The sequence below is a fragment of the [Pantoea] beijingensis genome, from assembly GCF_022647505.1.
Classification (GTDB): Bacteria; Pseudomonadota; Gammaproteobacteria; order Enterobacterales; family Enterobacteriaceae; genus Erwinia; species Erwinia beijingensis.
On the sequence record NZ_CP071409.1, the window covers coordinates 1526587 to 1553249 of the forward strand.

Consider the following 26663-nt stretch of genomic DNA (forward strand, 5'->3'; position numbering starts at 1 on the left):
AATAAAAAAACTGCGATGTTCGTGACATTATAGACTAAATAATTCAGGGCACGGCATCGGCGATTGCAGCAGAGAGAAGATGGGCAGGTTTGCTCTTTTCCGCTTGCTATGGGGAGGCGAGAGCGGGCGTTGAAACCATTGTTTTTGGGCCGGGGGAGTGTAGCTTTAATAGATCGGCACGCGTCCAGGGTTTATCCAGCCCGGCGATGCGCATTGAGAGATGTTCCAGAAAACTTTGCGTAGTGGCAATACGTCCGTGCCCCATGATGAGCAGCGGCAGCAGTAATATGGCACTCAACTGCGGCAAGGTGAAATGCCGTATCTTAGCGTAACGCTGTGAAAGGAGAAAAAGCGTACTCAGAGTGAAGCCGATGAGTAACCCTGTCAGCACTTCGCTGGTGGAATGAGCGTTAAGCTCCAGTCGTGAAACGCCGACCAGTAAAGGGAGCAGATAGCCAATGCCGATAGCCGCGACACGCCAGAATGGCGTAAAGCGCGAGGTAAAAAGCCAAAATATCACCGGCCAAAAGGTGGCAGACATGGCACTGTGACCGCTAAAGCCGGTAAAATTAAAACGTACGTTACCGATACCAAAACCCATAAAAGCGATCTTTGATATGCTGACGATACTCCCTGCCATGCAAAAAGCGAGTATCCAGTACCACACGGTACGGCGGTCTTCACTTTTCCACGCCATAAAAAGCGCAATAATGCATGCGGTAGGGATCAGCAACATGCTGTCGCCGAAATAAGTTAACGTTCTCCAGGACATACAGTTCCTTGGTGATTATTTGAGGCACCGATCACAAAAATAGTAGTTTACCGACGAAATGGATTTGTACCAAAGGGGAAAATCCTAAAAGCAACGCGCTGCTTTTTCTGGCATCAAATCAGCGAACTCCCTATAATTGCGAGCGAAACAACCCTCTCATTCCCTGACCGATCACATTGGCGACGCAGAGCGGTTTTGCCAGTTGGATTCGTCACATAGTTATCAGGTCTTTAATTATATGACTGACAAGTCTCATCAATGCGTCATCGTAGGCATCGCAGGCGCTTCAGCGTCGGGAAAAAGTTTAATCTCCAGTACCCTTTATCGTGAGGTGCGCGATCAGGTTGGCGATGAACATATCGGTGTTATCCCGGAAGATTGCTACTACAAAGACCAAAGCCACCTGACCATGGAAGAGCGGGTAAAAACTAACTATGACCATCCCAGCGCGATGGACCATAATTTGTTGTTACAGCATCTGCAGATGCTGAAGTCAGGCCAGGATATTGAATTACCCGTTTATAGCTATGTAGAGCATACACGGACTAAAGAGACTGTCCACCTGAAGCCAAAAAAGGTGATTATCCTTGAAGGGATCTTGTTACTGACCGATGCGCGCTTGCGTCAGGAGATGAACTTTTCAATTTTTGTTGATACGCCGCTGGATATTTGCCTGATGCGCCGTATGAAGCGTGATGTTAACGAACGCGGACGCTCGATGGATTCGGTTATGGCGCAATATCAGAAAACCGTTCGTCCAATGTTCCTGCAATTTATTGAACCTTCCAAACAGTACGCAGACATTATTGTTCCTCGCGGCGGAAAAAACCGTATAGCGATCGACATTCTGAAAGCGAAAATCAATCAGTTTTTCGAGTAGGCCCTTACGGGGGATTTATTGTGTGATATGCCACAGCGTGGGATGCAACCCGCGGAAGTTTACGGGTTAACATGGAGTTTACCCCGCCGCTGTGGCAGTGTAACCCTTCTCAGGTTAATGGAGTAAACGTCAATGAGATTATGTGACCGCGATATCGAGGCCTGGCTTGACAGTGGTAAGCTCGGGATTACGCCGCGCCCGCCAGTTGAGCGGATTAACGGCGCCACTGTCGATGTGCGCCTGGGGAATAAGTTTCGTACCTTCCGTGGTCATACTGCCGCTTTTATTGATTTAAGCGGGCCGAAAAATGAAGTCAGTGAAGCGCTCGAACGGGTGATGAGTGATGAGATTGTGTTGCCAGAAGGCGAAGCTTTCTTTTTGCACCCGGGAGAGTTGGCGCTGGCGGTGACTTTTGAATCGGTGACGATCCCGGATGATTTAGTCGGCTGGTTGGATGGCCGCTCTTCACTGGCGCGGCTTGGCCTGATGGTTCATGTGACGGCACATCGTATCGATCCTGGCTGGCAAGGCCGGATTGTTCTGGAGTTCTATAATTCAGGTAAGTTGCCGCTTGCGCTTCGTCCAGGAATGTTGATCGGCGCGCTGAGTTTTGAGCCGCTTTCGGGGCCAGCTGCCCGCCCTTATAATCGCCGTCAGGATGCGAAATATAAAGATCAGCAGGGCGCTGTTGCCAGCCGTATTGATAAAGATTAAAAGCCGAGGCTAAGGGTTAGAAACGGATGAGAAGAGTGATTACCACGCTGGTCATTTTGCTGGTTGTCATCGTCGCGGGAATGACTGCGCTGGTTCTGCTGGTGAACCCTAACGACTTCCGATCTTATATGGTTCAGAAGGTTGAGCAGCGCAGTGGTTATAAACTGGCGCTGGAAGGCAATTTACGCTGGCATGTATGGCCTCAGCTCAGCATTCTTGCTGGGCGAATGTCCATCACGGCGCCAGGTGCGCAGCAGCCGATGGTGAAGGCCGATAATATGCGGCTGGATGTTAAACTTCTTCCCCTTTTCTCCCATCAGCTCAGCGTTAAGCAAGTCATGTTGAAAAACGCGGTAATCCGCGTCACGCCGGATAGTGAGGCTCAACGTCCGCAAGATGCGCCCGTGGGGCCTGCTGATTCTACCGTTCCTGAAGCCGTATCCGGCTGGAAGTTTGATATTGCTAATTTGAGAGTGGCCGATAGCCTGTTGATTTGGCAGCAGGCTGGCGGTGAGCAGATCAACTTCCGTGATATCAACCTCGAAATGGCCCAAAATGAGCATAAACAGGCGAATATCGAACTGAGCACCCGGGTCAATCGCGACCAGCGCGAGCTGCAACTGGCGCTGAAAGGTGACATGGATGTTGCTGAATATCCGCATCGCTTATCCGGAAAAATTGATGCGCTGAGTTATGAGTTAAACGGCGCGGATTTGCCCGCGCAGGGATTGAAGGGAAACGCCACACTAATGGCGGAATGGCAAAATGATGCCCGGCGTTTTTCGCTTAAAGAGATTGTGCTTAGTACGAATGAAAGCCAACTTCAGGGCACAGTTTCCGGTACGTTAGGTGATATGCCGGACATTAGTGTTGATTTGCACTCACCCAAACTGGACCTCGATGCGCTTCTGGGTATGGCTTCAGGTGCTGAACAGCAGGATGGTCAGGCTGTTCAGGCGCAGCGGTCAGGACGCGGCCCTGTGATTGCCCAATTGACGGAAAATAGCAACGCAAACTCCCCCCTTAATACACTTCGCGCGACGCTGATGCTCCGGGTGGATGACTTGCTATGGCGTGGGATGAATCTCAACAATGTGCAGCTTACCGCCGATAACGATCGTGGTTTGATGAATGTCACTACGTTTAAAGGACAGTCGGGGAGCGGCGATTTTTCCATTCCGGGTTCAATCAATATTCGTTCTGCACAAACAAAAGTGGCGATTAAACCGGTCCTGAATAACATTGAACTATCGCCTCTGCTTAAAGCGTTTGAGATTCCGGAAACCGTCAGTGGTACGCTTTCCCTCACGGGAGATATGCACGGAAATGGCCTGAACGTGCATGATTTTAAGCGCCACTGGCTGGGAAGCGCTGAGTTGAATATGGAAAATGCGCGGTTGGCTGGACTGAATTTCCAGCAGATGATTCAGCAGGCGGTTGAACGCAGTAACAGCCAGGTGCGGGGAACGCAAAGCGAAGCAAGTTACACCGAAGTTCAGCATCTGAAGGGACAGATACAGCTCAATAATGGATCTATGGCATTGGTTAATTTACAGGGGCGCTCCTCCCTGCTCGATCTTGCAGGGCAGGGCAGTGTCGATCTGGATAATAAACAATGTGATATCACCTTTAATATTAAAGTGATTGATGGATGGCAGGGGAATAGCGCGTTAATACAAACGCTAACGGAAACCGCCATCCCCTTACGTCTTTATGGTCCCTGGGATGGCTTGAGATACTCACTGCAAGTGGATCAAATTTTACGTAAGCGTATTCAGGATGAGGCAAAAGCACGGCTTAACCAGTGGGTGGAGCATAAACAGGACAAACGAAAAGCAGATGATGTGAAAAAGTGATCGCCAGGGCGTATCTGTCAGCGCCGATCTCGCCTATGGACATGACGCTGCTGGCTGCTTCATCTACTTTTCGGCTAGCAGGTGTGGTGCCTGGGCCATTCATACTTCGTAATCTGGTTCAGGTGCTGAAAGAGGAATGATCTGCACTTTCTGCACCCGGTGGTTATCAACGTCAAGGGTACGAAATAAATAGCTTCCGACGGTGACCTCTTCACCTTGCCGGGGAATATGCTGTAGGTACTCCATTAGCAGACCCGCGATGGTGTGATACTCCCTCTTTTCATCCAGAGGGAGTTCAAGATACATCACTAAATCGTCAAGTGGCATATGCCCATTGGCTATCCAGCTGCCATCAGCGCTTTGCATGATGTCATGGCGAGCATCCAACTCTTCTCCTTCGTTGGGCAAATTACCGGCAATCGTTTCCATTACGTCACTCAAAGTCACAACGCCTTCCAGAGAGCCGAACTCATCCACGACGAACGCGAAATGGGTACGAGCAGAGCGAAATTGCTCCAGTGCCTGAAGTAACGTGAGTTGTTCCGGGAAAACAAGTGGTTGTCTGAGCAATTTGCGTAAATCCAGTGAATTTTCATGCAATGACTGATGCAGCAGATCAATGACGTGAACGACACCAATAGGGTCGTCGCTACCTTCAGTAAGGATGATGCGTGTATGCTGATTTCGATCCAACTGCGCCATAATGTCTGCTGGCGTATCGCTCAAATCGATATTTTCAATATCATGGCGGGAGGTCATTATGCTGCTCACGCTGCGCTGACCCATGCCAAGCACCCGCGCAATCATCAGGCGCTCCTGCTTATTAAAAATCGCCTGATTCTCGTTATCCGCCACCAATGAGGACGTCTCGGCATCCAACTCGGCATGCTCATGGTGGCCGCGTAGCAGCCGCAAAACGGCCTCAGCGGTACGCTTGCGTAGTGGAAGTCTGGCGGAGAGAAAGCGGCGGCGATTAAATTGCGCAAGTTGATTCAGGCCCTCAATAACCACTGAAAAACCAATAGCGGCGTACAGATAACCTTTAGGGATATGGAAACCAAAACCGTCAGCGACCAAGCTAAAACCAATCATCAGCAGGAAGCTAAGACAAAGAATAACGATAGTAGGATGGCCATTAACGAAGCGAGTCAACGGCTTACTGGCTAACAGCATCAGGAAAATCGCAATAATAACCGCTGCCATCATCACTGGCAGGTGCTCTACCATTCCTACCGCGGTAATAACTGAATCCAGCGAGAACACCGCATCCAGTACGACGATCTGCGCGACGACCGGCCAGAACTTAGCGGTACGTTTTTGCGTCGTATCATCATCATCTCCCCCTTCCAGCCTGTCGTTAAGCTCCATTGTTGCTTTAAATAACAGGAACGTTCCTCCCGTCAGCATAATCAGGTCGCGTGCACTAAAGGCATGTCCTGCCAGAGTGAAAAGGGGGTGTGTTAGTGATGCCAACCACGAGATTGACGCGAGCAGCAGCAGACGCATAACAAGTGCCAACAGTAAACCTGTTACGCGCGCCTTATCACGCTGTGCTGGAGGGAGCTTCTCAGCCAGTATGGCAATAAAGACGAGGTTATCGATGCCCAGAACCAGTTCCAGTACCACTAACGTGACTAAACCAGCCCAAATTGAAGGATCGGCGATCCATTCCATATGATGTTATTTACCTTAGTGAGAATTACGGCATTACATTTGATGGTGAAAAGCTGAAAGAATAATTCAACAATACGTGAGATAAATCCGAAAATAAGTAAAGCCGTGAGGTGGAAAAACAGAAATAATTCAGCGTCAAAACAAATAACAATCGAAATTAAATCAAAAAATAGTGGAAATATCAAACAGTATCAATTATGGCATTGAGATATTAACCTCGTGAAGCTTGTAGAATCACTTCGAATAATATAATCAATAAGGAATTTTCCGGAAAACCTATATCCGTGTGACTTATGTAACTCATTGTTTTTAAACGTTAAAAATTTCATTAACTTAGTCTTATTCTGAAAATGAACTTGATTTAGTCCCCCACCCTTGTAACAAGCACATAATAGTATAAAAATCTGATGATAGGTTTTGAGACCGATAACAGATAACGTACCTAAGACAACCAACATTGATTGCCGAGAGTGATGTTTCCTCAGCTTTCATTTGCGGAAATAAAGACTTTTTAAGTTCACAATTTCCAGCTGCAGATGCAGGAAAGACAGAGGTATAAACAGCATTGGTAGCTGGAAGCCAGGGGCGGTAGCGTGTCTGTTCATCAGTCGGAAAAGTTAAGGTCTACATTAGAAATAATCTCATAGATTTGAAAAAATGTTCTCAAATCAGAAGGTTGATGTTAAAAATATTTGTTGATAGATTATAAATAACACACTAATTAAGTATGGCAAAATATTAGTGGCTCACTAAAATTGCTATCAAGACATTAAATAATATATTTCCTCTGCAAAAAAATTCTTGAGATTTATAGCAAAAATATTGACATCAATATCAATTGCGAAGCCAATTTAATTAATTTAACAGCTAATCTAATACACTGTTATTTTTAAAATAACCAGAGATGTATTTAAAGTAATACGCCTGATGTATGCTTAGTACATAGCTAACCAGAAAAAGATAAAGTTTCGCAATGAACTAATTCGCTAAGGTGAAAATAAAGATGTCGAATAGTAACTTTGTTGTATGTTTGCCAACATTTTTTTCCCCGCAAGACAAACGTTCAACTGGAGGCACCATCTCTAATTTTTCTTTAATCAAAGAACTAGCGGGGATTGGTAATGTTGAAGTGATCTCTCCTATCGTTTCCCCTGAGTTAATTCATAACGAAAATAACAGGGTAAAAGTTATTACTTCCCCAGGGCTCGAAGGGGATTCATTAAGTAAAAAGGTAAAAAAGAAAATTTGGCTAAGGAAGCAAATTCACAGCAGAGCGGCATATGATACTCACAGTATTTTTATCAGCACGAATGGCACAGCCAGCTTTGTTAACAGTGCCGCACCTCGCAGAAGTATCATACTCACACGTGCTTTTGAAGATTTCCTGGATTATGAAGTGAATGGGGAAAACTTCAAAGAGAAAGTCCGCAAGAAAATTCTGAGCTTTATTGTTGGTGAGCGAGTAAAAAAATGTTACACCAATGCAGATAGAGTTATCACTAATAGCAAATTTATGCGAGGGGAGATTTCAAGATATTTCGAAGTTGATGAAAATAAAATAATGGTATTGTATCCCCCTGTTGATTTTCCAGATGCCGAGTACCGTCCTTTACCCAAAAATAGAAAATTACGAATTGGAATGATAAATCCAAAGAAAATAAAGGGTGAGGATATTTTTATAGGATTAGCTAAAGAATTTAAAGAAATTGATTTCGTATATTTTTCTAAAGAGGACCGGAAGTATGGCATAAGTAATATTATGTATCAGGGCTGGGGAAGCGAACCAAAAAAATTATTTCAATCATTCGATGTTTTGATTGCTCCATCTCTGTGGGATGAACCATTCGGGCGTGTTGCTGTTGAAGGAATTCGCAGTGGTATACCTGTGCTTGTTTCAAATCATGGTGGTATTCCCGAGACGGTAACCGATGATTTTGTAGTTGATAGCGATACGGTTGTTGCATGGAAAGAAAAAGTAAAGTGGCTGCAGGATAATCCGGAAGCAGTAGCTGCTTCATGGGATTTATCTAACCGTCATACTGAAAAATTTATATCCCACAGGCATAATGAAAAATTAAAAGAATATTTTAGATCGTATCTTTTAGAGGGCGGTAACATCTAGTTATCCAATTTTCCAGGGGGATAGTTTTGAAATTACCACGACTTAAATGGGCAAATATTGCTAAAGTAGATGGCGCTGCACGACGCAGCGCGTTGAAGAAGTCGCTGTGGGCGCTCCCTGCTTTGCCTTTCGTATTTAACAAGGCTGCAGCTGCAGAGCGAGAGCCAGCGAAAATAAGCAATACAGAACCGCTGCATGCAAAGGACAAAATCAGCGAAGGATTTTCTTCCACCTCGGTAAATGGACTTCGGCAGCAGGACGGGCTTAAGTTTATCGGGCAGGCACTTAGTGTTGATGAGCTGAAAAAAATCGTGCCTGACTTACCAGGGCAACGCATTTCACTTGCGTCATGGCACCGGCAAGGATGGGGAGGTTTGGCCTATCCTGCAGGAGGGGGGACTCTGTATTCTGTTTGCAACAATGAATTAAAGGAAGACGGCGGTACCATTTTTCGTGTTAATGATAAATGGTGCTGGGTTCGTGATATTTCAGGAGAAATAGATGCTCAATGGTTTGGTGTAACAGGTGATGGAATTGCCAGAGCTGAGAATATCTCAACTGCAATTGATTATATTACTCACAATGGTGGTATCCTAACTTTCCCCAAAGGCGAAATAAATTTCGGATTATTACGAAAAAGAATTGAATACTTTCCTGGAATAAAGAAATTCACCATTCGTGGTCAGGGGTATGAGACAGTATTCACTTTTGATAATATTGATCCACCCGAGAGAAAAATTGATAAAAACTGGGTGAGTGAACCAACTTTAATATTAATAAAAGGAAGGGGGACAGATGAATTTATTGATTCTCCCATTATAGAAAATCTGACTATTGATTACACCCGGCAGAGAAATGGTGGAGGAACAGACCTGGCAACTTTAGATGAATGCCATCCTACGCCTCACTCTATTGGGGCAATAGCTATTTACGCTATTTATTGTCGGAATCCTGTTTTTAGAAATTTGAGGTTTGCAAATATTTATGGAAGTGGGATTTACTGCAAAAAGTCGTTTAATCCATTATCAGAGAATCTTTCTTTCTTAAATGTATCTGCAAATCAAATTATTGATCGTACAGGTAGGATGGATAGAGATAATAGTGGAGGAGCGATTTTTTATTGGGCCTGTTACGGTGGAAAAATTACCAACTGCTCGGCTTGGAATACACGTAAATATACGGTTAATTATCGATCTCCAGATAATAAGCAGGAATTAAAAGATACACTATGTGGTTACATTGGTTTCTGGTGTGAATTTAGTGTAAGTCGAACTGATAGGGTTGATTTAGCACCGCCAATGATTGACTGGTTAAATGTTAAAGGGAAAGAATTAGACAGGGTTTCGCGCGGTGTGGAAATTACTAACTGTATTATATACGGTTATGTTATTGGCATAAAAGGTGAGGCAGCTGTTGATATTTCAATAGTAAATAATAAAGTATTAAATTGCTATTTGCCTATAACGTGTAGTGGTGTGCGAGGTGTCGTACAGCGTAACTTTACCGATATGTTAGGTTGCGATAATATCAAGTGTCCACAAGGTGGTCTTGAGCAAAAAAGGTCACATTTAGGAGGTATGACATTTACATCTAAATCCACTTTCAATCAGAGTTTGGATATTAGTCATAACTATGTACGAACCCGTAATTATCCTGCCTTTACAACTAGTAGACTCAATTTGAAGTTTTTATACAACTATGTAAATGTCTACGGGAAAGCCAGTTTATTTAATTCTGTAAGTGAAAGTGACTTTTACGGTCTTGAAGTGTCGGGGAATACTTTTGTTATAGAAGACGGCGCAGAGCCGCAAGATTCCATCCTATCATCTAATGAAACATCTATTTTTAGTAGTAATACATTTGATAATAAAAGCAAGTTTTCTCTCAACTTTATATTCTTACCAGGCAATAAAATTTGGCATGGCATAACATTTAATGATAATTATTTTAATGGTCCAATAAAATTACAGTTTAAATCTAAAGCACTGATATGTGGAAATCGATTTATAATACCAAGAACATATACCAGTGGGGTTATTTCATTACACGGTAACGGAAGTCAATTGAATAATAACTATTTTACTTTAAACAGTAATCAAGAACCAAAGTCTATTTTTATTAGTGCGATTGATGTGATGATAGGAAATAATCAATTTTATTTGATCGATAACGGAAAGCCAAAAACTCATGGTGTACTTTCGTTCGATGATTCCTGCATATCACCAAAGTTACAGGGCAATCGTATAAACGATGATAAATATGGTATTTCCCTTGCAGTTGCAGGCACACTAATTATGCCCCACATGGAAAATAATAATAGTGATGGTGATGGCACATTACTTTGGATTTCAAAAACGCTGAAAGGGCCGGTAATCTCTCAAATGAATGTATTTAAAGGTGGGTTATTGGGAGGAGAAAGTGAAATACCAGAACCAAATAGTAAGCAAAACTTATGGGAGAATTACTCTCCTTCTACAGGGCAACGCATCACATATCTAAACCCTCATCCTGGAGGGAGGGAAGGGTTAGTTATGACAAATAATGGCTGGAAAGAATTTGGTGCGATTGGAGAGTAATATCCTATTCATGCTCTGGGTATTATATTGAGTTGTTGTCTCACTTTTCTCTCAATAGTATCTACTTAAAGAAGCTTAATTCGTTGTTACGTGATATGAGGTATTAACTCAAATCGTAGGATGAGTGTTTTTTAACAGTGCGCATGCAAGTAGGCAAGTAAATGCTATCTAAGTTATTTTTGAGATTCTCCTTAGATGCATTATTCGCCGAAATAAAACATACTTGCGGTAGTGTACTGGAGTGGATTAAAAAAAATTTTACATAGCGATGATAATTAAATGATGATGAAATCAAAATTGAAGCTGATGCCATTGTTGGTGTCGATCACGATGGTCAGTGGATGTACCATAGTGCCAGGAGCAAACTTATCGACAAGTGGTAAAAACGTCATTAAACAGCAGGATGCCGATTATGATTTGAATCGCATGGTCAATGTTTTCCCAATGACACCATCCTTGATAGAGCAACTCCGCCCGAAACCAAATTATGCTCGGCCAAATGCGGCTTTGGATGAAGAACTTAAGTCATATGAATATCGTATAGGTGTTGGCGATGTGCTAAGTGTAACTGTATGGGATCATCCTGAACTTACTACACCAGCAGGCCAATATCGTAGCGCAAGTGACACCGGAAACTGGGTGCAATCAGATGGATCAATTTTCTATCCTTACATTGGAAAGGTTGCCGTTGCTGGTCGTACTGTCAGTGAGATTAGAAATGATATCTCGCGTCGCTTAGCTGCCTACATCGAAAGTCCACAGGTTGATGTAAACATTGCCGCTTTTCGTTCCCAGAAAGCCTACATCTCTGGTGAGGTTGGGAGATCTGGTCAACAAGCCATTACGAATGTTCCATTAACGATATTGGATGCCATAAATGCTGCTGGAGGATTAGGCACAAATGCAGATTGGCGTAATGTTATTCTCACACATAATGGTTCAGAACGTCGTATTTCATTACAAGCATTGATGCAAAATGGTGACCTGAGCCAGAACCATTTACTCTATCCGGGTGATATTCTCTTTGTACCACGAAATGATGATCTTAAAGTTTTTGTCATGGGAGAAGTCACACGCCAAACAACCTTAAAAATGGATCGTAGCGGTATGACGCTTACCGAAGCGTTAAGTAACGCGGAGGGAATGGATCAGACGGTTTCAAATGCTACTGGAATATTTGTTATTCGTCCGACAAGAGGAGAGCAGAGTAAAGGGAAAATTGCCAACATTTACCAGCTTAATGCGCAAGATGCTACGGCGATGGTACTGGGAACAGAATTCCAACTTCAACCTTACGACATTGTCTATGTTACTGCGATGCCGATTGTTCGTTGGAACCGAGTCATCAACCAGTTATTGCCGACTATAAACAGCGTGCGCTATGCCACTGACACAGTCCGTGACATTCATAACTGGTGATAAAAGTATGTTTAATTCAATCCTGGTGGTTTGCGTAGGTAATATTTGCCGTTCACCTACTGGTGAGCGCTTGCTTCGAAAGTATCTTCCGGCAAAAAAAGTTGATTCGGCAGGTATTGGTGCATTAGTCGGTAGAGAAGCTGATGCAAGCGCTAAACATATCGCTGATAAAAATCTTCTTTCGCTTAACGGGCATTGTGCAAGGCAGTTAACGAAAGCGATTTGTCACGAATATGACTTGATACTAGTGATGGAGAAAAAACATATTACGGCGGTCTGCGATTACTCACCTGAAATTAGAGGGAAGGTCATGTTATTCGGCCATTGGACTGGACGAGAGATCCCAGACCCGTATAAAAAAAGCCTGGATTCTTTCCAGGCTGTCTATGGTTTGCTGGATGCAGCAGCTCAGCAATGGGCAAATAAACTAAGTTAGCGAGCAAGGGCCTTAATTTTGAATAAAAAAAGAGTTAACACATCATCTGATGCTCACAATGAGGTGGATCTTGGTCGTCTGTTGGGATCCATCATTGACTATAAATGGTTGATCATCGCGATAACGTCATTTTTCACCATTGCTGGTGTGCTATATTCCATATTCGCCACACCAATATATCAAGCGAATGCATTAGTCCAGGTTGAATCAAGTATTGGAAGTCAGCTAGTTAACAACCTTGATAGCCTACTACCTGATAAGCCACAATCGGCAGCCGAGATTGAGCTTTTACAGTCACGGATGGTATTAGGAAAAACAGTAGAAGATCTACATTTAGATATCAGCATCGGGCAGAACTATTTTCCATTATTTGGCAAAGGATGGGCACGTTTAACAGGAGAAAAACCAGGTGAGTTAGCAATTTCTCGATTTAACCTACCTAATTCTCTGCTCAATATACCACTTACACTTGAAATGGATACGAAAAATCATTTTAAACTACTAAACGATGGCAATGAAATATTAGTAGGTGAAGTGGGAAAGTTAGCTAAAAATGGCGATGTGTCTTTATTAATAAGTGGAGTGAAAGCAGAACCAGGAACGGATTTTACTCTAGTAAAATATCCGTCTTTGCAGGTCATAAATCGGATCAAAAAGAATTTGTTAATTGAAGATTCTGGTAAGGATACTGGGGTTTTAAATGTTACATATACTGGTCCTGATCCAGATGATATTCGTAAGACGCTGGATGGTGTAACGCAGAATTATTTATTGCAAAATGTCGAGCGTAAATCTGCTGAAGCCGAAAAAAGCCTCGAATTTCTCAAAGTACAAGTTCCTAAGGTGAGAGGGGAACTCGACGCAGCAGAAAGTAAACTAAATATATTCCGGCAGGAAAATGATTCTGTTGATCTGTCCTTAGAAGCAAAATCGATGCTTGATACAATGGTAAGTATCGAGACTCAGCTAAATCAGTTAACATTCCGAGAAGCCGAGATTTCTAAATTATATACGAAAGAGCACCCAGCATATCGTACATTAATAGAAAAAAGGCAAACACTGGAAGATGAAAAGGAAAAGCTAAATAAAAGGATTAGTAACTTACCCAGGACCCAACAAGAAATTGTACGTTTGACTCGCGATGTGGAGTCTGGGCAGCAGGTTTACATGCAATTATTAAACAAGCAGCAAGAACTGAACATATCTAAAGCTAGTACGGTAGGTAATGTTCGTATTGTTGATTCAGCAGTAACCCTGCCTGGTATTGTTCAGCCTCAAAAAATAATTATTATCCTTGCGTCCGTGCTCTTAGGCTTAATTGTATCAATCTTAGTAGTTATAATCAGAACTATTATGCATCGCGGTATAGAGAATCCAGCTGAGTTGGAAGAGGCTGGAGTTAATGTATATGCCAGTGTCCCCCTCTCCGAATGGCAACAGAAGAAAGACCGTGCCGATCTGGCGGTTAGCAAGCATCGTAAACGTCGAGCAAATGAATTACTCACGCAAAGTAATCCAACAGATTTGGCTGTTGAGGCTCTGAGAAGTCTACGTACAAGTTTGCATTTTGCTATGTTAGAGGCGAAAAACAATATACTGATGATATCAGGTGCGAGCCCCTCTATTGGTAAGACATTCGTGAGTACTAACCTTTCAGTATTAGTTGCTCAAACGGATAAGAAAGTATTATTTATTGATGCTGACTTAAGAAAAGGTTACGTTCATCAACTGCTTGGATTAGATAATAAAATTGGTCTTGCTGAAGTTCTTTCAAACCAAGCCGAAATTGAACAAAGTGTTCAAAAGACAGAAATAGAGAATTTCGACGTAGTGACACGTGGGCAGGTCCCTCCTAACCCATCAGAATTATTGATGACATCGAGATATACGGAATTGTTAGAATGGGCATCACGACACTATGATTTAGTGATTATTGATACACCACCGATATTGGCGGTTACTGATGCTGCAATTATTGGTCGCCATGTCGGGACATCGCTGATGGTTGCGCGCTATGGAGTGAACACGTTGAAAGAAGTTGAATTAAGTATTACACGTTTTGAGCAAAATGGTATTGATATCAAAGGAGTAATACTAAACTCAGTATTTAAAAAAGCTGCAAATTACTACAGTAGCTATGGCTACTATGAGTATGAGTATAAATCTGAGAAATAACATGATAAATGCCCGGAAGATAAGTATATATCCCGGGCATTTAGAATATTTTGCATAGACTGCTAGCTTACGCAAAATATTTTAATGTAAGGCAAGAATACAACCACTTGTAAAAATGAGGCGGTTTAAAGCATGAGTAATGCCGGAAGGAAAATAATTTATATCATTAACGGATTATCCCCCGGCGGTGCCGAAATGGGATTAGAAATGCTAATAGACTATGGGCTATTCAAAAATGTAGACTTGGAAATTATATGTTTAAGTCGGTGCGAAAGCGATTTAGAAAAACGGATTGAGAGAAAAGTGCCTGGATGTATAACTTATCTCTCAGACAAGCCCGTTAGTAACAACTATCTTTTACAATACACCATCAATTTCATTAAGATAGTTCGTGAAAAAAAACCCGAGATAATAATATCTTCACTGTCTCAATCAGTACTGGTCGCAAGACTTGCAAAGTTTTTTTCTAAATTTAAGTTAATTACATTTGAACATAACACGGAGTTTCAAAATAAAAAAGTATGGTATTTAATGAAGTATACTGATTTTATCACTGATATATTTTGGTGTGATTCGAATGCTACAGAAAAAGCATTAATTGCAAGGAATAAAGGTGTTAATGAGAAACTACTTCCTCTCTTTTATATGCCAGAAAAAAACTATAAAAAAAGTGATTATAGAATCGGTAGTTCTATTAAGTTAATGGCGGTTGGTAGATTAGCACCACAAAAAAATTATGCAGAGTTAATCGAAGTAATTAAATTATTACACTCTAGGGGAATGAATATAACGCTCAGTATTTTTGGAGATGGTGAACAACGTACATTTCTAGAGCAGAAAGTAAATGAGTTAGAACTATGCGAAATTATTAAATTAGAAGGATTTGTCCAGGATTGGATAAAGTACGCTATACACTATGATGCGTATATTTTAATGAGTGATTTTGAAGGGTTGAGTATAGCTACTTTGGAGGCAATGAGTGTGGGTCTCCCTTGTATAGTAAAACCTGTTGGAGAACTTAAAAATTATATTATAAATAATAGCACTGGTTTAATAGTCAATAGTATAAATCAGGCTTCAGATGCAATTGAAAGATTAAAAAATGAAAAAGCATTGGCTACCCACCTCGGAGCTCGTGCAGTGGAATATGTGAAGGAAAATCATTCAGAATCTATTTTCAGACATCATTTTCTAGAAGCCCAAAAAGATCTTGAGTTGATTCCATTATGAAACCAACAAAAATAAAGGTAACTTTAACAAAAAACAAAATATTCATTTTCGATGCGTATTTGTCATTTCTTTTATGGACCTGTGTGGTTTTATTATTCCCTTTGATAGCACTTATAAAAGAGAAAGTAATGCCTCGTTATTTTTTTCTAGATGCTAATACTATTGAAAATTTTATGTTACGTAAAACTCCACTTACGCCCGGAGATTCTTACGCAAGTACTGCAGCATTTTATAATTTCTTTGGTGTAGAGCGAGATTCATTCTTTTTTCCACTTATTGCATCAGTAATTATTATTTATTTTTTCTTTATCGTAATGAAGCGGGCAATGCCAGGTAAGCTATCATTAATTGAGTTTGGGACTTATCTTTATTATATCCTTTTGGCAATTGTGTATATGTCTTTACTCAGTAAAGATTTTATAGTGATGCTAATATTACTACCATTTATGTTTTTTGCTAAAAAAGGGATACCTGGCCTACTAGTTTGGTCATTATTTGCGTGTTTCTATGCGGTTTATTTTAGAAGTTATTGGTTCCTTATTTTGGCTATATTTTGGGGTTTTTATTTTATATTTAGATTTGTAAGCAAGCCACAAACAATTTTTTTATTGGTCTTTTTAGGGTTGTTTGTTTTAGCTATTGTATTCAATATAGTAATGGGAGTAGATGTCGATAACTTCCGAACCATTGTTAATGATGTCCGCCTTGATGCAAACCAGCAGGGCGCTGACTCAATGATCACTAGCATTATACCTGGCGGAGGATTCATTATAGGCTGGATAAATGTTTCATTAACATGGCTTTTTCTAATGTTGCCAGTCCCGTTAATTTTAGCTTTATCCCCATATTATATGGTCATTTCGTTTTTTTTGATTTTTTTATATTATAAGTTTTGGCAGGCGACAAAAACAGAACTTACATATAGAAGAGATCCTGTTCTAAAAGCAGTAATTTGCTTAATAGTTGCTTTTACAGCGATTCAAAGTGTTTTTGAGCCGGATTATGGAAGCTATGTTCGCCACCTTGCACCATTTTATCCATTATTTTTTTATGCTGTTTTTTCCACAACATGGTTGAGGGAGAGAGCTGATATTCAGGATGATGAAAATGAAGATATTACACTGCGCTGAGACAATTAAAGGAGGGGTCGCAACTGTAATGAAACAAATTATTGCGGCACAAATTAACTCTCCTGAATGTGAGAAAGTGATATGTCTTATTCCAGATAGTCAACGTGAAGAGTTGAATGAAATTAGTGAAAAAAATATAAGTACATTTCATCGTACAGGCCGTAATATTTTTTCATTGCTTAATCTAACTGTGAAGTTCTTCTTTCTCCTGCTACGGGAAAAACCGGATGTGGTACATTTGCATAGCACATTTTCAGGTTTCTTTGCGAGATTAGTACTTATTTTATTAATGCCTATAAGACGCCCTAAGGTAATTTATTGTCCACATGCCTTTTCTTTTTTAATGGAAAATTCGGCAATTAAACAAAGAATTTATATTTATATCGAACGCTTTTTCTCTCTGGTAACCGACAGTATTATTTGTGTTAGTGATTATGAGCGTATGAAAGCGATTAATTGCGGTCTTAAAGAAACTAAATTGATCGTGATCCATAATGGTGTTCCTCCTCATGCCAGCGAACATGCTAAACATCAACGAGTTAACCTTAACTTACTTTTTGTTGGCAGACTAGATTTTCAGAAGGGTTATGATGTGCTTATTGAGGCAATGCGTCAGATTCATGACCCTACAATTCATTTAACTATCGTTGGCGATAGCGTTACGAAAGAAACGCAAAAAATACTATTGGACAATGTGACTTATACTGGATGGTTGAAATCAGCAGAGTTGGAGTCTCACTTTATAAATTCAGATGCCCTGATTATTCCCAGCCGATGGGAAGGTTTTGCGATGGTACCCTTAGAAGCGATGAGCTATTCATTACCGATTGTCTCTAGTGATTCGACTTCTTTACCCGAAGTCGTTAAAGATGGGGAAACAGGATTTTTATTTGAAAATGGTAATGCAGATGAATTACGAGAGAAAATATTATCACTTAAGAATATTGACTTAAAAGTTATGGGAGCGAATGGTAACCGATTATTTAGGGACAAATTCACGTCAGAGTCTATGATCGAGAAGACGAATAAATTGTATCAGGAAATATTTCTTCGGTAGCACTGAATTAGTGATAACACGGATGTTATTCTGGATTTTCTCCATAAATTATTTTGGCGGGTGTTGATTATGAGTGGTATTAGTAGAAGCTATAATTCGGCTAATGCATCATTGATTTCAATGATTCAACGTTTTTCAGATATTTTTATTATGTTTTTTGGTTTATATATTGTTTGCTGGTTTAGGAATGATATATTTAATGTTAATTATTTTTTTATAGCTTTAGCCGCTCTTGTTGTTTTTCAAATGATTGGAGGAATTACTGATTTCTACCGCTCTTGGAGGGGGGTACAACTAAGTTCGGAAATTGTTCTAATTCTTAAAAATTGGACTTTAAGTGTTATTATTTCCTCTGGAATAATTTCTTTCATAAATATTATGGAAACAAATGTTACCATATGGATGGAATGGTATTTATTAGTTAGTCTAGGATTGACGTGTTGTCGTATTCTCATACGCTATTTTATAGGGTTAATACGTATTCGTGGTCATAATACCCGTAATGTTGCTATTGTTGGTAACATGCCCGTGGGACGAGAACTTGCCGAAAGTTTGCATAAGGCTCCATGGTTAGGCTTTAAGATTATAGGTATTTATAGCGATTCATCGGAAAATAAAAGCGAGATTCTGCCCTATATTGATAATATTTGGAAAGTCGTAGATGATGCTAAAGATGGGCAAATTGACCGTATCTATATTGCTATGTCCATGGCGGAAGAGGAGCAGATCAGAAGGCTTATTGATGACCTTTGTGATACTACTTGCTCAATTATGCTCATACCTGACATTTTTACATTTAGTGTCTTGCAGTCTCGTCCGGAAGATATAAATGGTGTCCCAGTACTTTCCATTGCGGATACTCCCTTAAACGGTGTTAATATGCTAATGAAGAGAATAGAAGATATTATTATCTCATCTCTTATTCTACTATTTATTTCTCCTGTACTAATAATTATATCACTGATGGTTAAAATAACCTCTCCTGGCCCAGTAATCTTTCGACAGTTACGATATGGAATTGATGGCAAACCGATAAAAGTCTGGAAGTTCCGTTCAATGTCCGTAATGGAGAATGGAGATAAAGTTATACAGGCAACTAAAGGAGACAGACGGCTGACATCGATAGGTGGTTTTCTACGAAGAACATCACTTGATGAATTACCACAGTTCTTTAATGTACTTTTTGGTGATATGTCTATTGTAGGACCACGTCCGCATGCTGTTGCTCACAACGAACAATATCGCAGTTTAATCAAAGGATATATGTTAAGACATAAGGTAAAGCCGGGTATCACTGGCTGGGCACAAATTAATGGATGGCGCGGTGAAACTGATACGATAGAAAAAATGGAAAAACGTATTGAATTCGACCTGGCCTATATTCGAGATTGGAGTATTGGATTAGACCTGAAGATTATTTTCATGACTATATTTAAGGGCTTTATAAGCAATACGGCCTATTAAATTTATGTGCATGTATTGACTGGCAGAGTTGCAACTGAATTGCATCGCTGATGTTAGGGTTACTGAAATATAATTGATAAAGAAGAGTTTATGAGCCTCAGAGATAAAACCGTGAAAGGTGCTAAGTGGTCAGCAATCTCGACAGTAGCAAGTATCGGTATTAGTTTTTTACAGATGACACTTCTGGCACATATTATAGAGCCACATCAGTTCGGTCTGCTGACCATTGCAATGGTTGTTATTTTAATAGCGGATACACTAGCTGATTTCGGAATTTCAAATTCAATCATACAACGTAAGGAATTAACTGATTCTCAGTTATCAACGTTATACTGGTTTAATATCATCATTGGAATATTGGTTTTTCTCTTTACTTTTTCTTTTAGTCATAAAATAGCAATTATACTGCACCAACCCGACCTACAATCTTTGATTCAGACGCTTGCTTTTGCTTTTCTTATAATTCCTCATGGGCAACAATTTCGTGCTTTATTGCAAAAAGAACTTGAATTTTCAAAGATAGGTTTTATTGAGACAACTGCAATTATAATTGGCTTCACTGTTACAATGGTCTCTGCTGTGTTTTATCCATTAGCCATTACGGCGATGTGGGGATACCTCTGTATGGTGTTAATTAGAACGATACTTTTCTCTTGGGTAGGACGTAAGGAATATTCTCCACGTCTACTTTTTAACTACAAATCTATTTCATCGAATTTAAAATTTGGGGCATATTTAACTGCTGACGGACTAGTTAACCAACTGAACTCAAATATTGCGACAGTTGTACTTTCAAGATCACTCGGTGCGGTTGTGGCAGGAGGGTATAACCTTGCTTTTAATGTCGCAGTAGTCCCCCCAACAAGGCTCAATCCTATTATTACAAGAGTGCTTTTCCCTGCATTTTCCAAAATACAAGACGATCGGGTGAAACTTAGAGAAAATTTTTATAAATTACTTTCGCTTGTTGGGTTATTGAACTTTCCGGCTTTACTTGGATTAATGGTAGTAGCTGAAAATTTTGTGCTTTTTATTTTTGGCGAAAAATGGCTATTTATTACACCTATCTTACAAGTGTTATGTATTGTTGGATTATTACGCTCGATAGGTAACCCTATTGGCTCATTGTTAATGGCAAAAGCGCGCGTTGATATTAGTTTTAAATTTAATGTTTTTAAATTATTTCTCTTCGCGCCAAGTATTTGGCTTGGTGCTCATTTAGGCGGGGGGTTGGGCGCATCATTTGGCTTTTTGATTGTCCAAATAATTAATACTTATCTCAGCTATTTTGTTCTGATCAAACCAGTTTTAGGTGAGAGTTATAGAGAATATGTTAATAGTATTTGGCTCCCGTTCAAATTAACAATTCCTACAGTGATTGTTGCTTGGGGGATTGGTTTTGCTACTTACTTTAGTCCGCCTGTAGCCATAATTTTAATTTTACAAATTTTAGGGGGGGTAATGACATTTGTAATAACATTGTTGTTTAGTAAGAATCCCTTTATTTTTGAAGTTAAAAATCAAATTTCTAAAAGTCCAAAAATTCGTCGACTTATAAGGGCGTAAAATAATTATGCATTACATGAGTATTTTAAAAGATAAGCTATCTGTCATTGACAATATCGTTCCTCGCGGTAGTAAAGTTGTCTATCTTGATATTCCTTTACATTTAAATGTCGGTGACTTATTGATTTATAAAGGTACGGAACAATTTTTCAAAGAAAGAGAGTATCAGGTCTTAGCGCGGAGGACTGACAAAAGTAGTCTTAAATATGTTCAAGAGGTAAATAATCTGCCGGATGATGTAATTATTTTATTACATGGTGGGGGTAACTTCGGTGATCTTTATAGACATCATCAAATACTAAGAGAAGCTGTTGTTAAAAAATTCCCAAAGCACAAAGTTGTTTTTTTACCTCAAACAGTACATTTTAAAGATAGTAATGCATTGGAGAGATCCGCAAGTGTTATACGTCAGCATGAAAATTTAACAATTTTTTGCCGTGATACGCGTAGCCAGAAAATATTGAGAGAAAACTTTTGTGATGAAGTTATACTTTGTCCTGATATGGCCCATTCTTTATGGGATGTTTTCCCAAAACAAAAAGAAAATAATATTATGAGAGATACACTTTGGATGATTAGGAAAGATATAGAAGAAACGAATATATCCGGACTCCAAGGTGTTCCTGGTATTTCTGGATACGAAGATTGGGAAGATATCTGTTCAGATAAAGATCGAAATGTAATGAAAATATTAGATAATATGGAGCGATTTAATAAACTTCTGCGGAGTGGCTTAGTCCCTACTGTTGTTCTCTGGGATAGCTACACAGACAAGCTCGTTGAGCGAGTCAACAAATATTTCATGTCTCATGAGACTGTTGTTACTTCACGGATGCATGGTCATATCTTATGTTGTCTACTTGGTGTTAAAACTAGATTGTTAGATAATTCGTATGGGAAAAATTCTACTTATTTTGATGCATGGACAAGTAAAGTGCCAGACTGTGAGTTAATTATGCTATGAATGAGAAGATCGCATCCCCAAAACTCTCTGTTATTATTCCTGTATATAATGTCAATAAGTATGTATTGTTGGCAATAGATTCAGTTATTAACCAAACGGTAAAACCATTTGAAATAATTATTGTAAATGATGGTTCAACAGATAACTCAGGTGATTTAGTTGAAAAACATTACGGGCATCTTTCTAATGTTAATATTATTCATACAATAAATCAGGGGTTAGGTGAGGCCCGTAACGTTGGTACACGTGCGGCAAACGGTGATTTTATTTACTATTTTGATTCTGATGATTTGCTTGAATTGAATTTAATTGCAGAATTTAATAAACAATTCTATAAAGACCCTGATATTGAAATTTATGCCTTTTCTGCTGAATCTTTTGTCGACGATATTGTTCAGTCAGATCTTGAGCTACAAGTTAAATTGCCGCGTTATCGGCGAGAGATAGAGGATACTTTTGAGTGTGGAGAGGATGCATTTAACGCATTATCACTTAAAGAGCTCTTCTTTCCAAATGCATGGTTATATATTTATAAACGGAGAATCCAGACTCAGAATGACCTGTTTTTTAAACCTATTATTCATGAGGATGAGGAGTTTACTCCAAGACTTTTTTTCTCTGCTGGTAAAACCGTAGTTACTGATAGTGTTTTTTTTCGCCGAAGAGTTCGCGCAGGATCTATTATGCAGACCCGTCGTTCTGAAAAAAATATCATTGGATATATACGTAGTATCGAGGCAGTTGAAGTCATTTCAGCTACGAGCCATAATATGATAAGTCGTAAGAATTTAGAACAGAGGATTATTAATAATCTTATTAACATTATTCAGGTTGAAAAAGAACTTGGTGAAACACTGTGTGCAGAAACACGAAAAGAGTCTAGCAAAGTAAAAAATAAATATCATAACGTGTTGACTCGTATGGCGGAAATTAATTTCTTTTCTTATAGGGTTTTACGTTTTTTGTTGCGTAAAACTAGAGTGCTAACTATAAAATGAATAGTATGTAATTTAATCAAACCGACCAATATATATTCATTTCTAAATTATAATTTAGAGTGAATTAGTATCTTATTGGTCGGTTTTTCTTTAACCCACTTTTATACTAATTCTACGCTCTAGATGTTTTTTGACAATTTTCGTTAATGGTGTCTCTATATATAAATAACAGATCCATCCAGCTATAATTGCACCAAGCAATAATATAGACGTAAAGATCCATGGATAGTCTGTTATTCCCATTTTTTTGGAAACTATTGCGGCCGGACTTAAAATAAATGGATGTATAAGATAAAGTGAATATGATGAGTTGCCTAGCTTTTCAGTGAAATTTAAAATAATATTTTTATTTTTCATCAATTTCTTTTCGAAACTTACCATGCCGAGAAATATCATTAGCATTGGTACTCCTCCTGAAATCGCTCTATGAAAAGGAGTAGTAATAGTTCCTAAAGAGTTTTCTGCAATGAGTATAGTTAGACCTGTAATAATAAGTATTATTGCTATGGTGTTATTTATATTGTTTCTTCTTAAAATATTAAAAGCACATATCCCCATCAAAAATTCAAGCAGTAATACATTAGTACTGAACTTTCCCCAAGAAGTTTCTGGGTGTATGTATAGCCCTACAGCAACTAACATCCAGATAATGCATCCGATTATAAATCCGCGATTTTCTGTTTTAAGCATTAATGTACAACCAAAAATAAAATAAAAGAAGAACTCATAACTAAGCGTCCATCCGTTATCAACGAGGAATCGATCTCCAGTAGGAGCAAGAATATAAGAAGCCCATACGCTTGTTGTTCCGCCGCCGCTATTCACAATATCGGGCTTTACGATAAAAATAATAAAGGCTAAAGAGGTTACTACCCAATATAGAGGCATTATTCTGCTAATTCGTGCGCCCATGAACTTGCTGAATGTTATTTTCTTATTTGCAGTAGTATGACACATGATATACCCTGAAATAATAAAAAAAAGATCCACGCCAAAGTAACCAACATGAAAATAATTTAACGCGCTTATATCATATTGACTTCCTTTAATTGCTATGTGATGCAGAACGACCATTAATGCCGCGATGCCTCTCAGGTACTGAACTGAATAAATCATATGTATTCTCAAGTAATGTACATATTTAAATGATATCATGTGTTTAGTTATTTATCACATTAACAGTTTTTTTTTTGTGATTTTAGGAAAAATACCTAATTAGAGAAAGTGATGTGTTTTTTTACTTATAGATATAGCTAATAGTATGGGTTACTTATTAATTTGTTATTCATAGGTTGGCAATAATGGTGAAATAGGGTTGTTTTTTGCAATTGATGATATTTAACACTTTCTGCTTATTCCCTTATCTTAGTGATATTTTTAATTTGTTTTTAAATTAGCCTTGGTTCCTGAGGTGGCTGTTTTAGCATGTTTTTGATAGGATTTTTTCTTTAACAATGCTTTTTTTCAGAATAAGATTATACTTGGTGATCATGCTTTTAATGCAGAATAACGCAGTATCATTACACCACCACATGGAAAAACTATGACCAAGCTTAAAGCAGTTATCCCCGTTGCGGGCCTGGGCATGCATATGCTCCCTGCGACTAAAGCCATTCCTAAAGAGATGCTGCCCATCGTTGATAAGCCGATGATTCAATATATCATCGATGAATGTGTTGCAGCGGGCATAAAGGAAATTGTGCTGGTCACACACGCGTCGAAGAATGCAGTAGAAAACCACTTCGATACGACATATGAGCTTGAGGCGTTACTTGAGGCACGTGTTAAGCGTCAGTTGCTGAGTGAAGTTCAGTCAATCTGCCCGCCTGGTGTCACTATTATGAACGTAAGGCAGGCACAGCCTTTAGGGTTAGGACATTCCGTTCTTTGCGCGCGTCCTATGATTGGTGATAACCCTTTTGTCGTTGTCCTTCCTGATGTTTTACTGGATGACTCCACTGCCGATCATCTGCGCTATAATCTTGCCGCTATGGTGGCCCGCTTCGAAGAGACGGGGACTAGTCAGGTTTTAGCCCGGCATATGACTGACGCTGATCTCTCTGAATATTCCGTCATTGTGACCGAAAAACGTCTCGCTAACCCGGGTGATATCAGTACTATTACTGAATATATAGAAAAGCCAGAGCATCCTGAATCCCTTGATTCAGATGTGGCCGCCGTGGGCCGTTATGTACTTTCCAGCGATATCTGGCATGAGCTTGAAAACCTTGAGCCTGGCGCATGGGGGCGTTTCCAGCTCACCGACGCCATTGCAAACCTGAGTAAGAAAAAACCGGTGGATGCATGCTTAATGACAGGGCGTAGTTTCGACTGCGGACGTAAATTAGGCTATATGCAGGCGTTTGTTTCCTATGGCCTGCGTAATAATGAGCAGGGACGTGAATTCCGTTCACGGATCCAGAAACTGTTGGGAAAATAACTCTTAACAACCTTATCCGCCCGTCCTGTTGCGTGGCAGAAGGAGCATAAATGGCTATTTTAGTAACGGGAGGGGCTGGCTACATCGGTTCCCATACGGTACTGGCTCTGTTAGAGCGCGGTGACGATGTCGTGGTGCTTGATAATCTGAGCAATGCCTCACGTGAGTCGCTAAACAGGGTTGAAAAACTCGCTGGAAAAAAAGTGACTTTCTGTGAGGGGGATATCCTCGACCGAGCCTGTTTGCGTGACATTTTTGCAAGCAACGATATCTCTTCGGTAATCCATTTTGCAGGACTTAAGGCCGTTGGTGAATCGACACGTAAGCCATTAGAATATTATGAGAATAATGTTTCCGGAACGGTCGTGTTGTTGGAAGAGATGAGAACGGCGGGCATCTTCCGGTTTATTTTCAGCTCTTCTGCAACAGTATACGGAGCGAATGCTCCAGTGCCCTATGTTGAGACAACGCCAATCGGTGGCACGACGAGTCCGTATGGCACATCCAAGCTGATGGTTGAACAAGTTATGCAAGATTGTGCTCAGGCTGACTCGCGTTTCAAAGCTATCGCATTGCGCTATTTCAATCCTGTTGGCGCGCATGAGTCAGGCGATATTGGTGAAGATCCAAATGGAATTCCAAATAATCTCTTGCCCTATATTGCACAAGTAGCAATTGGTCGACTGGAAAAATTGGGTATCTTCGGTGATGATTATGATACTGAGGATGGTACAGGTGTTCGCGATTATATCCACGTAGTCGACCTGGCTGAGGGGCATTTGAAAGCACTTGATCACCTGTCATTGATTGACGGCTATAAGGCTTATAATCTTGGTGCGGGAAAAGGTTATTCTGTCCTTGAAATGGTGAGAGCTTTCGAGAGAGCATCAGGTAAGGTCATTGCTTACCAAATCTCCCCCCGCCGACAGGGAGACTTGGCCGCATTTTGGGCGGATGCTACGCTGGCAAAGAAAGAGTTGGGCTGGTGTGTGACTCGGGGTATTGATGAGATGATGCGCGATACCTGGAACTGGCAGTCTAAAAACCCGAATGGTTATAAATAAATCGTTATCATTAGAAGCCCTTCCCGGCTAACCGGGAAGGGCTTTTTGTTTTTAGTGTCAGCATATGGTAAGCCGATAAAATCTATGGTCGAATGCTGTGTTTATGGTATTAACTTGGTTTAACTG

At 40.1% G+C, this 26663-nt stretch carries 20 protein-coding genes; 17 read left to right on the forward strand and 3 right to left on the reverse strand.

Annotated elements, in window-relative coordinates:
• Window positions 1–106: 106 nt before the first annotated feature.
• A complete protein-coding gene (locus tag J1C60_RS06830; protein WP_128178807.1) occupies window positions 107–772 on the reverse strand; it encodes a phosphatase PAP2 family protein in 666 nt (221 codons plus the stop codon).
• A 238-nt stretch (window positions 773–1010) separates the two neighbouring features.
• Between J1C60_RS06830 and udk the strand changes: the two genes are divergently transcribed.
• From udk to asmA, 3 genes are all read left to right on the forward strand, one after another.
• On the forward strand, window positions 1011–1652 hold the full coding sequence (gene udk, locus J1C60_RS06835) for a uridine kinase (protein WP_128178808.1): 642 nt from the start codon (window positions 1011–1013) through the stop codon (window positions 1650–1652).
• A 132-nt stretch (window positions 1653–1784) separates the two neighbouring features.
• Window positions 1785–2366 (forward strand): dCTP deaminase, encoded by a 582-nt coding sequence (gene dcd, locus J1C60_RS06840; RefSeq protein ID WP_128178809.1) that lies wholly within the window; start codon window positions 1785–1787, stop codon window positions 2364–2366.
• A 26-nt stretch (window positions 2367–2392) separates the two neighbouring features.
• Complete coding sequence (gene asmA, locus J1C60_RS06845) at window positions 2393–4222, forward strand: outer membrane assembly protein AsmA (RefSeq protein WP_128178810.1); 1830 nt, start codon at window positions 2393–2395, stop codon at window positions 4220–4222.
• Window positions 4223–4321: 99 nt separating this feature from the next.
• On the opposite strand, the gene J1C60_RS06850 is transcribed toward asmA, so the two are convergent.
• Entirely contained in the window at window positions 4322–5896 is a 1575-nt protein-coding gene (locus J1C60_RS06850) for a TerC family protein (RefSeq protein ID WP_128178811.1), read from the reverse strand.
• A gap of 1003 nt (window positions 5897–6899) precedes the next feature.
• On the opposite strand from J1C60_RS06850, the gene J1C60_RS06855 reads away from it, so the two are divergent.
• From J1C60_RS06855 to J1C60_RS06910, 12 genes are all read left to right on the forward strand, one after another.
• Window positions 6900–8018: a glycosyltransferase family 4 protein gene (locus J1C60_RS06855; RefSeq protein ID WP_128178812.1), complete on the forward strand. Its 1119-nt coding sequence runs from the start codon at window positions 6900–6902 to the stop codon at window positions 8016–8018.
• Between the two features lie 26 nt (window positions 8019–8044).
• Window positions 8045–10594, forward strand: coding sequence for a hypothetical protein (locus tag J1C60_RS06860; RefSeq protein WP_128178813.1), 2550 nt, complete (start codon window positions 8045–8047; stop codon window positions 10592–10594).
• Window positions 10595–10876: 282 nt separating this feature from the next.
• Window positions 10877–12013 carry a polysaccharide export protein gene (locus J1C60_RS06865; protein WP_128178869.1) on the forward strand — a complete coding sequence of 379 codons (1137 nt, stop codon included), beginning with the start codon at window positions 10877–10879 and terminating at the stop codon, window positions 12011–12013.
• A 7-nt stretch (window positions 12014–12020) separates the two neighbouring features.
• Window positions 12021–12449, forward strand: coding sequence for an arsenate reductase/protein-tyrosine-phosphatase family protein (locus J1C60_RS06870; RefSeq protein WP_128178814.1), 429 nt, complete (start codon window positions 12021–12023; stop codon window positions 12447–12449).
• A gap of 15 nt (window positions 12450–12464) precedes the next feature.
• Window positions 12465–14624, forward strand: a complete 2160-nt coding sequence (gene wzc, locus J1C60_RS06875; protein ID WP_375139783.1) for a tyrosine-protein kinase Wzc — start codon at window positions 12465–12467, stop codon at window positions 14622–14624.
• 132 nt (window positions 14625–14756) lie between these two features.
• Window positions 14757–15854 carry a glycosyltransferase gene (locus J1C60_RS06880; protein WP_128178816.1) on the forward strand — a complete coding sequence of 366 codons (1098 nt, stop codon included), beginning with the start codon at window positions 14757–14759 and terminating at the stop codon, window positions 15852–15854.
• Window positions 15851–16984 (forward strand): hypothetical protein, encoded by a 1134-nt coding sequence (locus tag J1C60_RS06885; RefSeq protein WP_128178817.1) that lies wholly within the window; start codon window positions 15851–15853, stop codon window positions 16982–16984. The genes J1C60_RS06880 and J1C60_RS06885 overlap by 4 nt, the downstream gene beginning before the upstream one ends.
• On the forward strand, window positions 16962–18041 hold the full coding sequence (locus J1C60_RS06890; protein ID WP_128178818.1) for a glycosyltransferase: 1080 nt from the start codon (window positions 16962–16964) through the stop codon (window positions 18039–18041). Before J1C60_RS06885 ends, J1C60_RS06890 begins: the two co-directional genes overlap by 23 nt.
• A gap of 69 nt (window positions 18042–18110) precedes the next feature.
• Entirely contained in the window at window positions 18111–19505 is a 1395-nt protein-coding gene (gene wcaJ / locus J1C60_RS06895) for an undecaprenyl-phosphate glucose phosphotransferase (RefSeq protein WP_128178819.1), read from the forward strand.
• Window positions 19506–19595: 90 nt separating this feature from the next.
• On the forward strand, window positions 19596–21071 hold the full coding sequence (locus J1C60_RS06900) for an MOP flippase family protein (RefSeq protein WP_128178820.1): 1476 nt from the start codon (window positions 19596–19598) through the stop codon (window positions 21069–21071).
• A 16-nt stretch (window positions 21072–21087) separates the two neighbouring features.
• Window positions 21088–22035, forward strand: a complete 948-nt coding sequence (locus J1C60_RS06905) for a polysaccharide pyruvyl transferase family protein (RefSeq protein ID WP_128178821.1) — start codon at window positions 21088–21090, stop codon at window positions 22033–22035.
• Complete coding sequence (locus J1C60_RS06910; RefSeq protein ID WP_128178822.1) at window positions 22032–23033, forward strand: glycosyltransferase; 1002 nt, start codon at window positions 22032–22034, stop codon at window positions 23031–23033. The genes J1C60_RS06905 and J1C60_RS06910 overlap by 4 nt, the downstream gene beginning before the upstream one ends.
• A 90-nt stretch (window positions 23034–23123) precedes the next feature.
• Here the strand turns inward: J1C60_RS06910 and J1C60_RS06915 are convergent, their stop codons facing one another.
• Window positions 23124–24188, reverse strand: a complete 1065-nt coding sequence (locus tag J1C60_RS06915; protein ID WP_128178823.1) for an acyltransferase family protein — start codon at window positions 24186–24188, stop codon at window positions 23124–23126.
• Between the two features lie 388 nt (window positions 24189–24576).
• On the opposite strand from J1C60_RS06915, the gene galF reads away from it, so the two are divergent.
• Window positions 24577–25473: a UTP--glucose-1-phosphate uridylyltransferase GalF gene (galF, locus tag J1C60_RS06920; protein ID WP_128178824.1), complete on the forward strand. Its 897-nt coding sequence runs from the start codon at window positions 24577–24579 to the stop codon at window positions 25471–25473.
• A 50-nt stretch (window positions 25474–25523) separates the two neighbouring features.
• Complete coding sequence (galE, locus tag J1C60_RS06925) at window positions 25524–26537, forward strand: UDP-glucose 4-epimerase GalE (RefSeq protein ID WP_128178825.1); 1014 nt, start codon at window positions 25524–25526, stop codon at window positions 26535–26537.
• Window positions 26538–26663 lie beyond the last annotated feature (126 nt).

Excerpts from the sequence above, each read along its gene's own strand:
- J1C60_RS06830 (WP_128178807.1), bottom strand. The coding sequence starts at position 772 with ATGTCCTGGAGAACGTTAACTTATTTCGGCGACAGCATGTTGCTGATC.
- J1C60_RS06880 (WP_128178816.1), top strand. The coding sequence starts at position 14,757 with ATGAGTAATGCCGGAAGGAAAATAATTTATATCATTAACGGATTATCC.
- J1C60_RS06915 (WP_128178823.1), bottom strand. The coding sequence starts at position 24,188 with ATGATATCATTTAAATATGTACATTACTTGAGAATACATATGATTTAT.
- J1C60_RS06910 (WP_128178822.1), top strand. The coding sequence starts at position 22,032 with ATGAATGAGAAGATCGCATCCCCAAAACTCTCTGTTATTATTCCTGTA.
- J1C60_RS06890 (WP_128178818.1), top strand. The coding sequence starts at position 16,962 with ATGAAGATATTACACTGCGCTGAGACAATTAAAGGAGGGGTCGCAACT.
- J1C60_RS06885 (WP_128178817.1), top strand. The coding sequence starts at position 15,851 with ATGAAACCAACAAAAATAAAGGTAACTTTAACAAAAAACAAAATATTC.
- J1C60_RS06905 (WP_128178821.1), top strand. The coding sequence starts at position 21,088 with ATGAGTATTTTAAAAGATAAGCTATCTGTCATTGACAATATCGTTCCT.
- J1C60_RS06870 (WP_128178814.1), top strand. The coding sequence starts at position 12,021 with ATGTTTAATTCAATCCTGGTGGTTTGCGTAGGTAATATTTGCCGTTCA.
- J1C60_RS06865 (WP_128178869.1), top strand. The coding sequence starts at position 10,877 with ATGATGAAATCAAAATTGAAGCTGATGCCATTGTTGGTGTCGATCACG.
- wcaJ (WP_128178819.1), top strand. The coding sequence starts at position 18,111 with ATGAGTGGTATTAGTAGAAGCTATAATTCGGCTAATGCATCATTGATT.
- udk (WP_128178808.1), top strand. The coding sequence starts at position 1,011 with ATGACTGACAAGTCTCATCAATGCGTCATCGTAGGCATCGCAGGCGCT.
- galE (WP_128178825.1), top strand. The coding sequence starts at position 25,524 with ATGGCTATTTTAGTAACGGGAGGGGCTGGCTACATCGGTTCCCATACG.
- J1C60_RS06855 (WP_128178812.1), top strand. The coding sequence starts at position 6,900 with ATGTCGAATAGTAACTTTGTTGTATGTTTGCCAACATTTTTTTCCCCG.
- dcd (WP_128178809.1), top strand. The coding sequence starts at position 1,785 with ATGAGATTATGTGACCGCGATATCGAGGCCTGGCTTGACAGTGGTAAG.
- galF (WP_128178824.1), top strand. The coding sequence starts at position 24,577 with ATGACCAAGCTTAAAGCAGTTATCCCCGTTGCGGGCCTGGGCATGCAT.
- asmA (WP_128178810.1), top strand. The coding sequence starts at position 2,393 with ATGAGAAGAGTGATTACCACGCTGGTCATTTTGCTGGTTGTCATCGTC.
- J1C60_RS06900 (WP_128178820.1), top strand. The coding sequence starts at position 19,596 with ATGAGCCTCAGAGATAAAACCGTGAAAGGTGCTAAGTGGTCAGCAATC.
- J1C60_RS06850 (WP_128178811.1), bottom strand. The coding sequence starts at position 5,896 with ATGGAATGGATCGCCGATCCTTCAATTTGGGCTGGTTTAGTCACGTTA.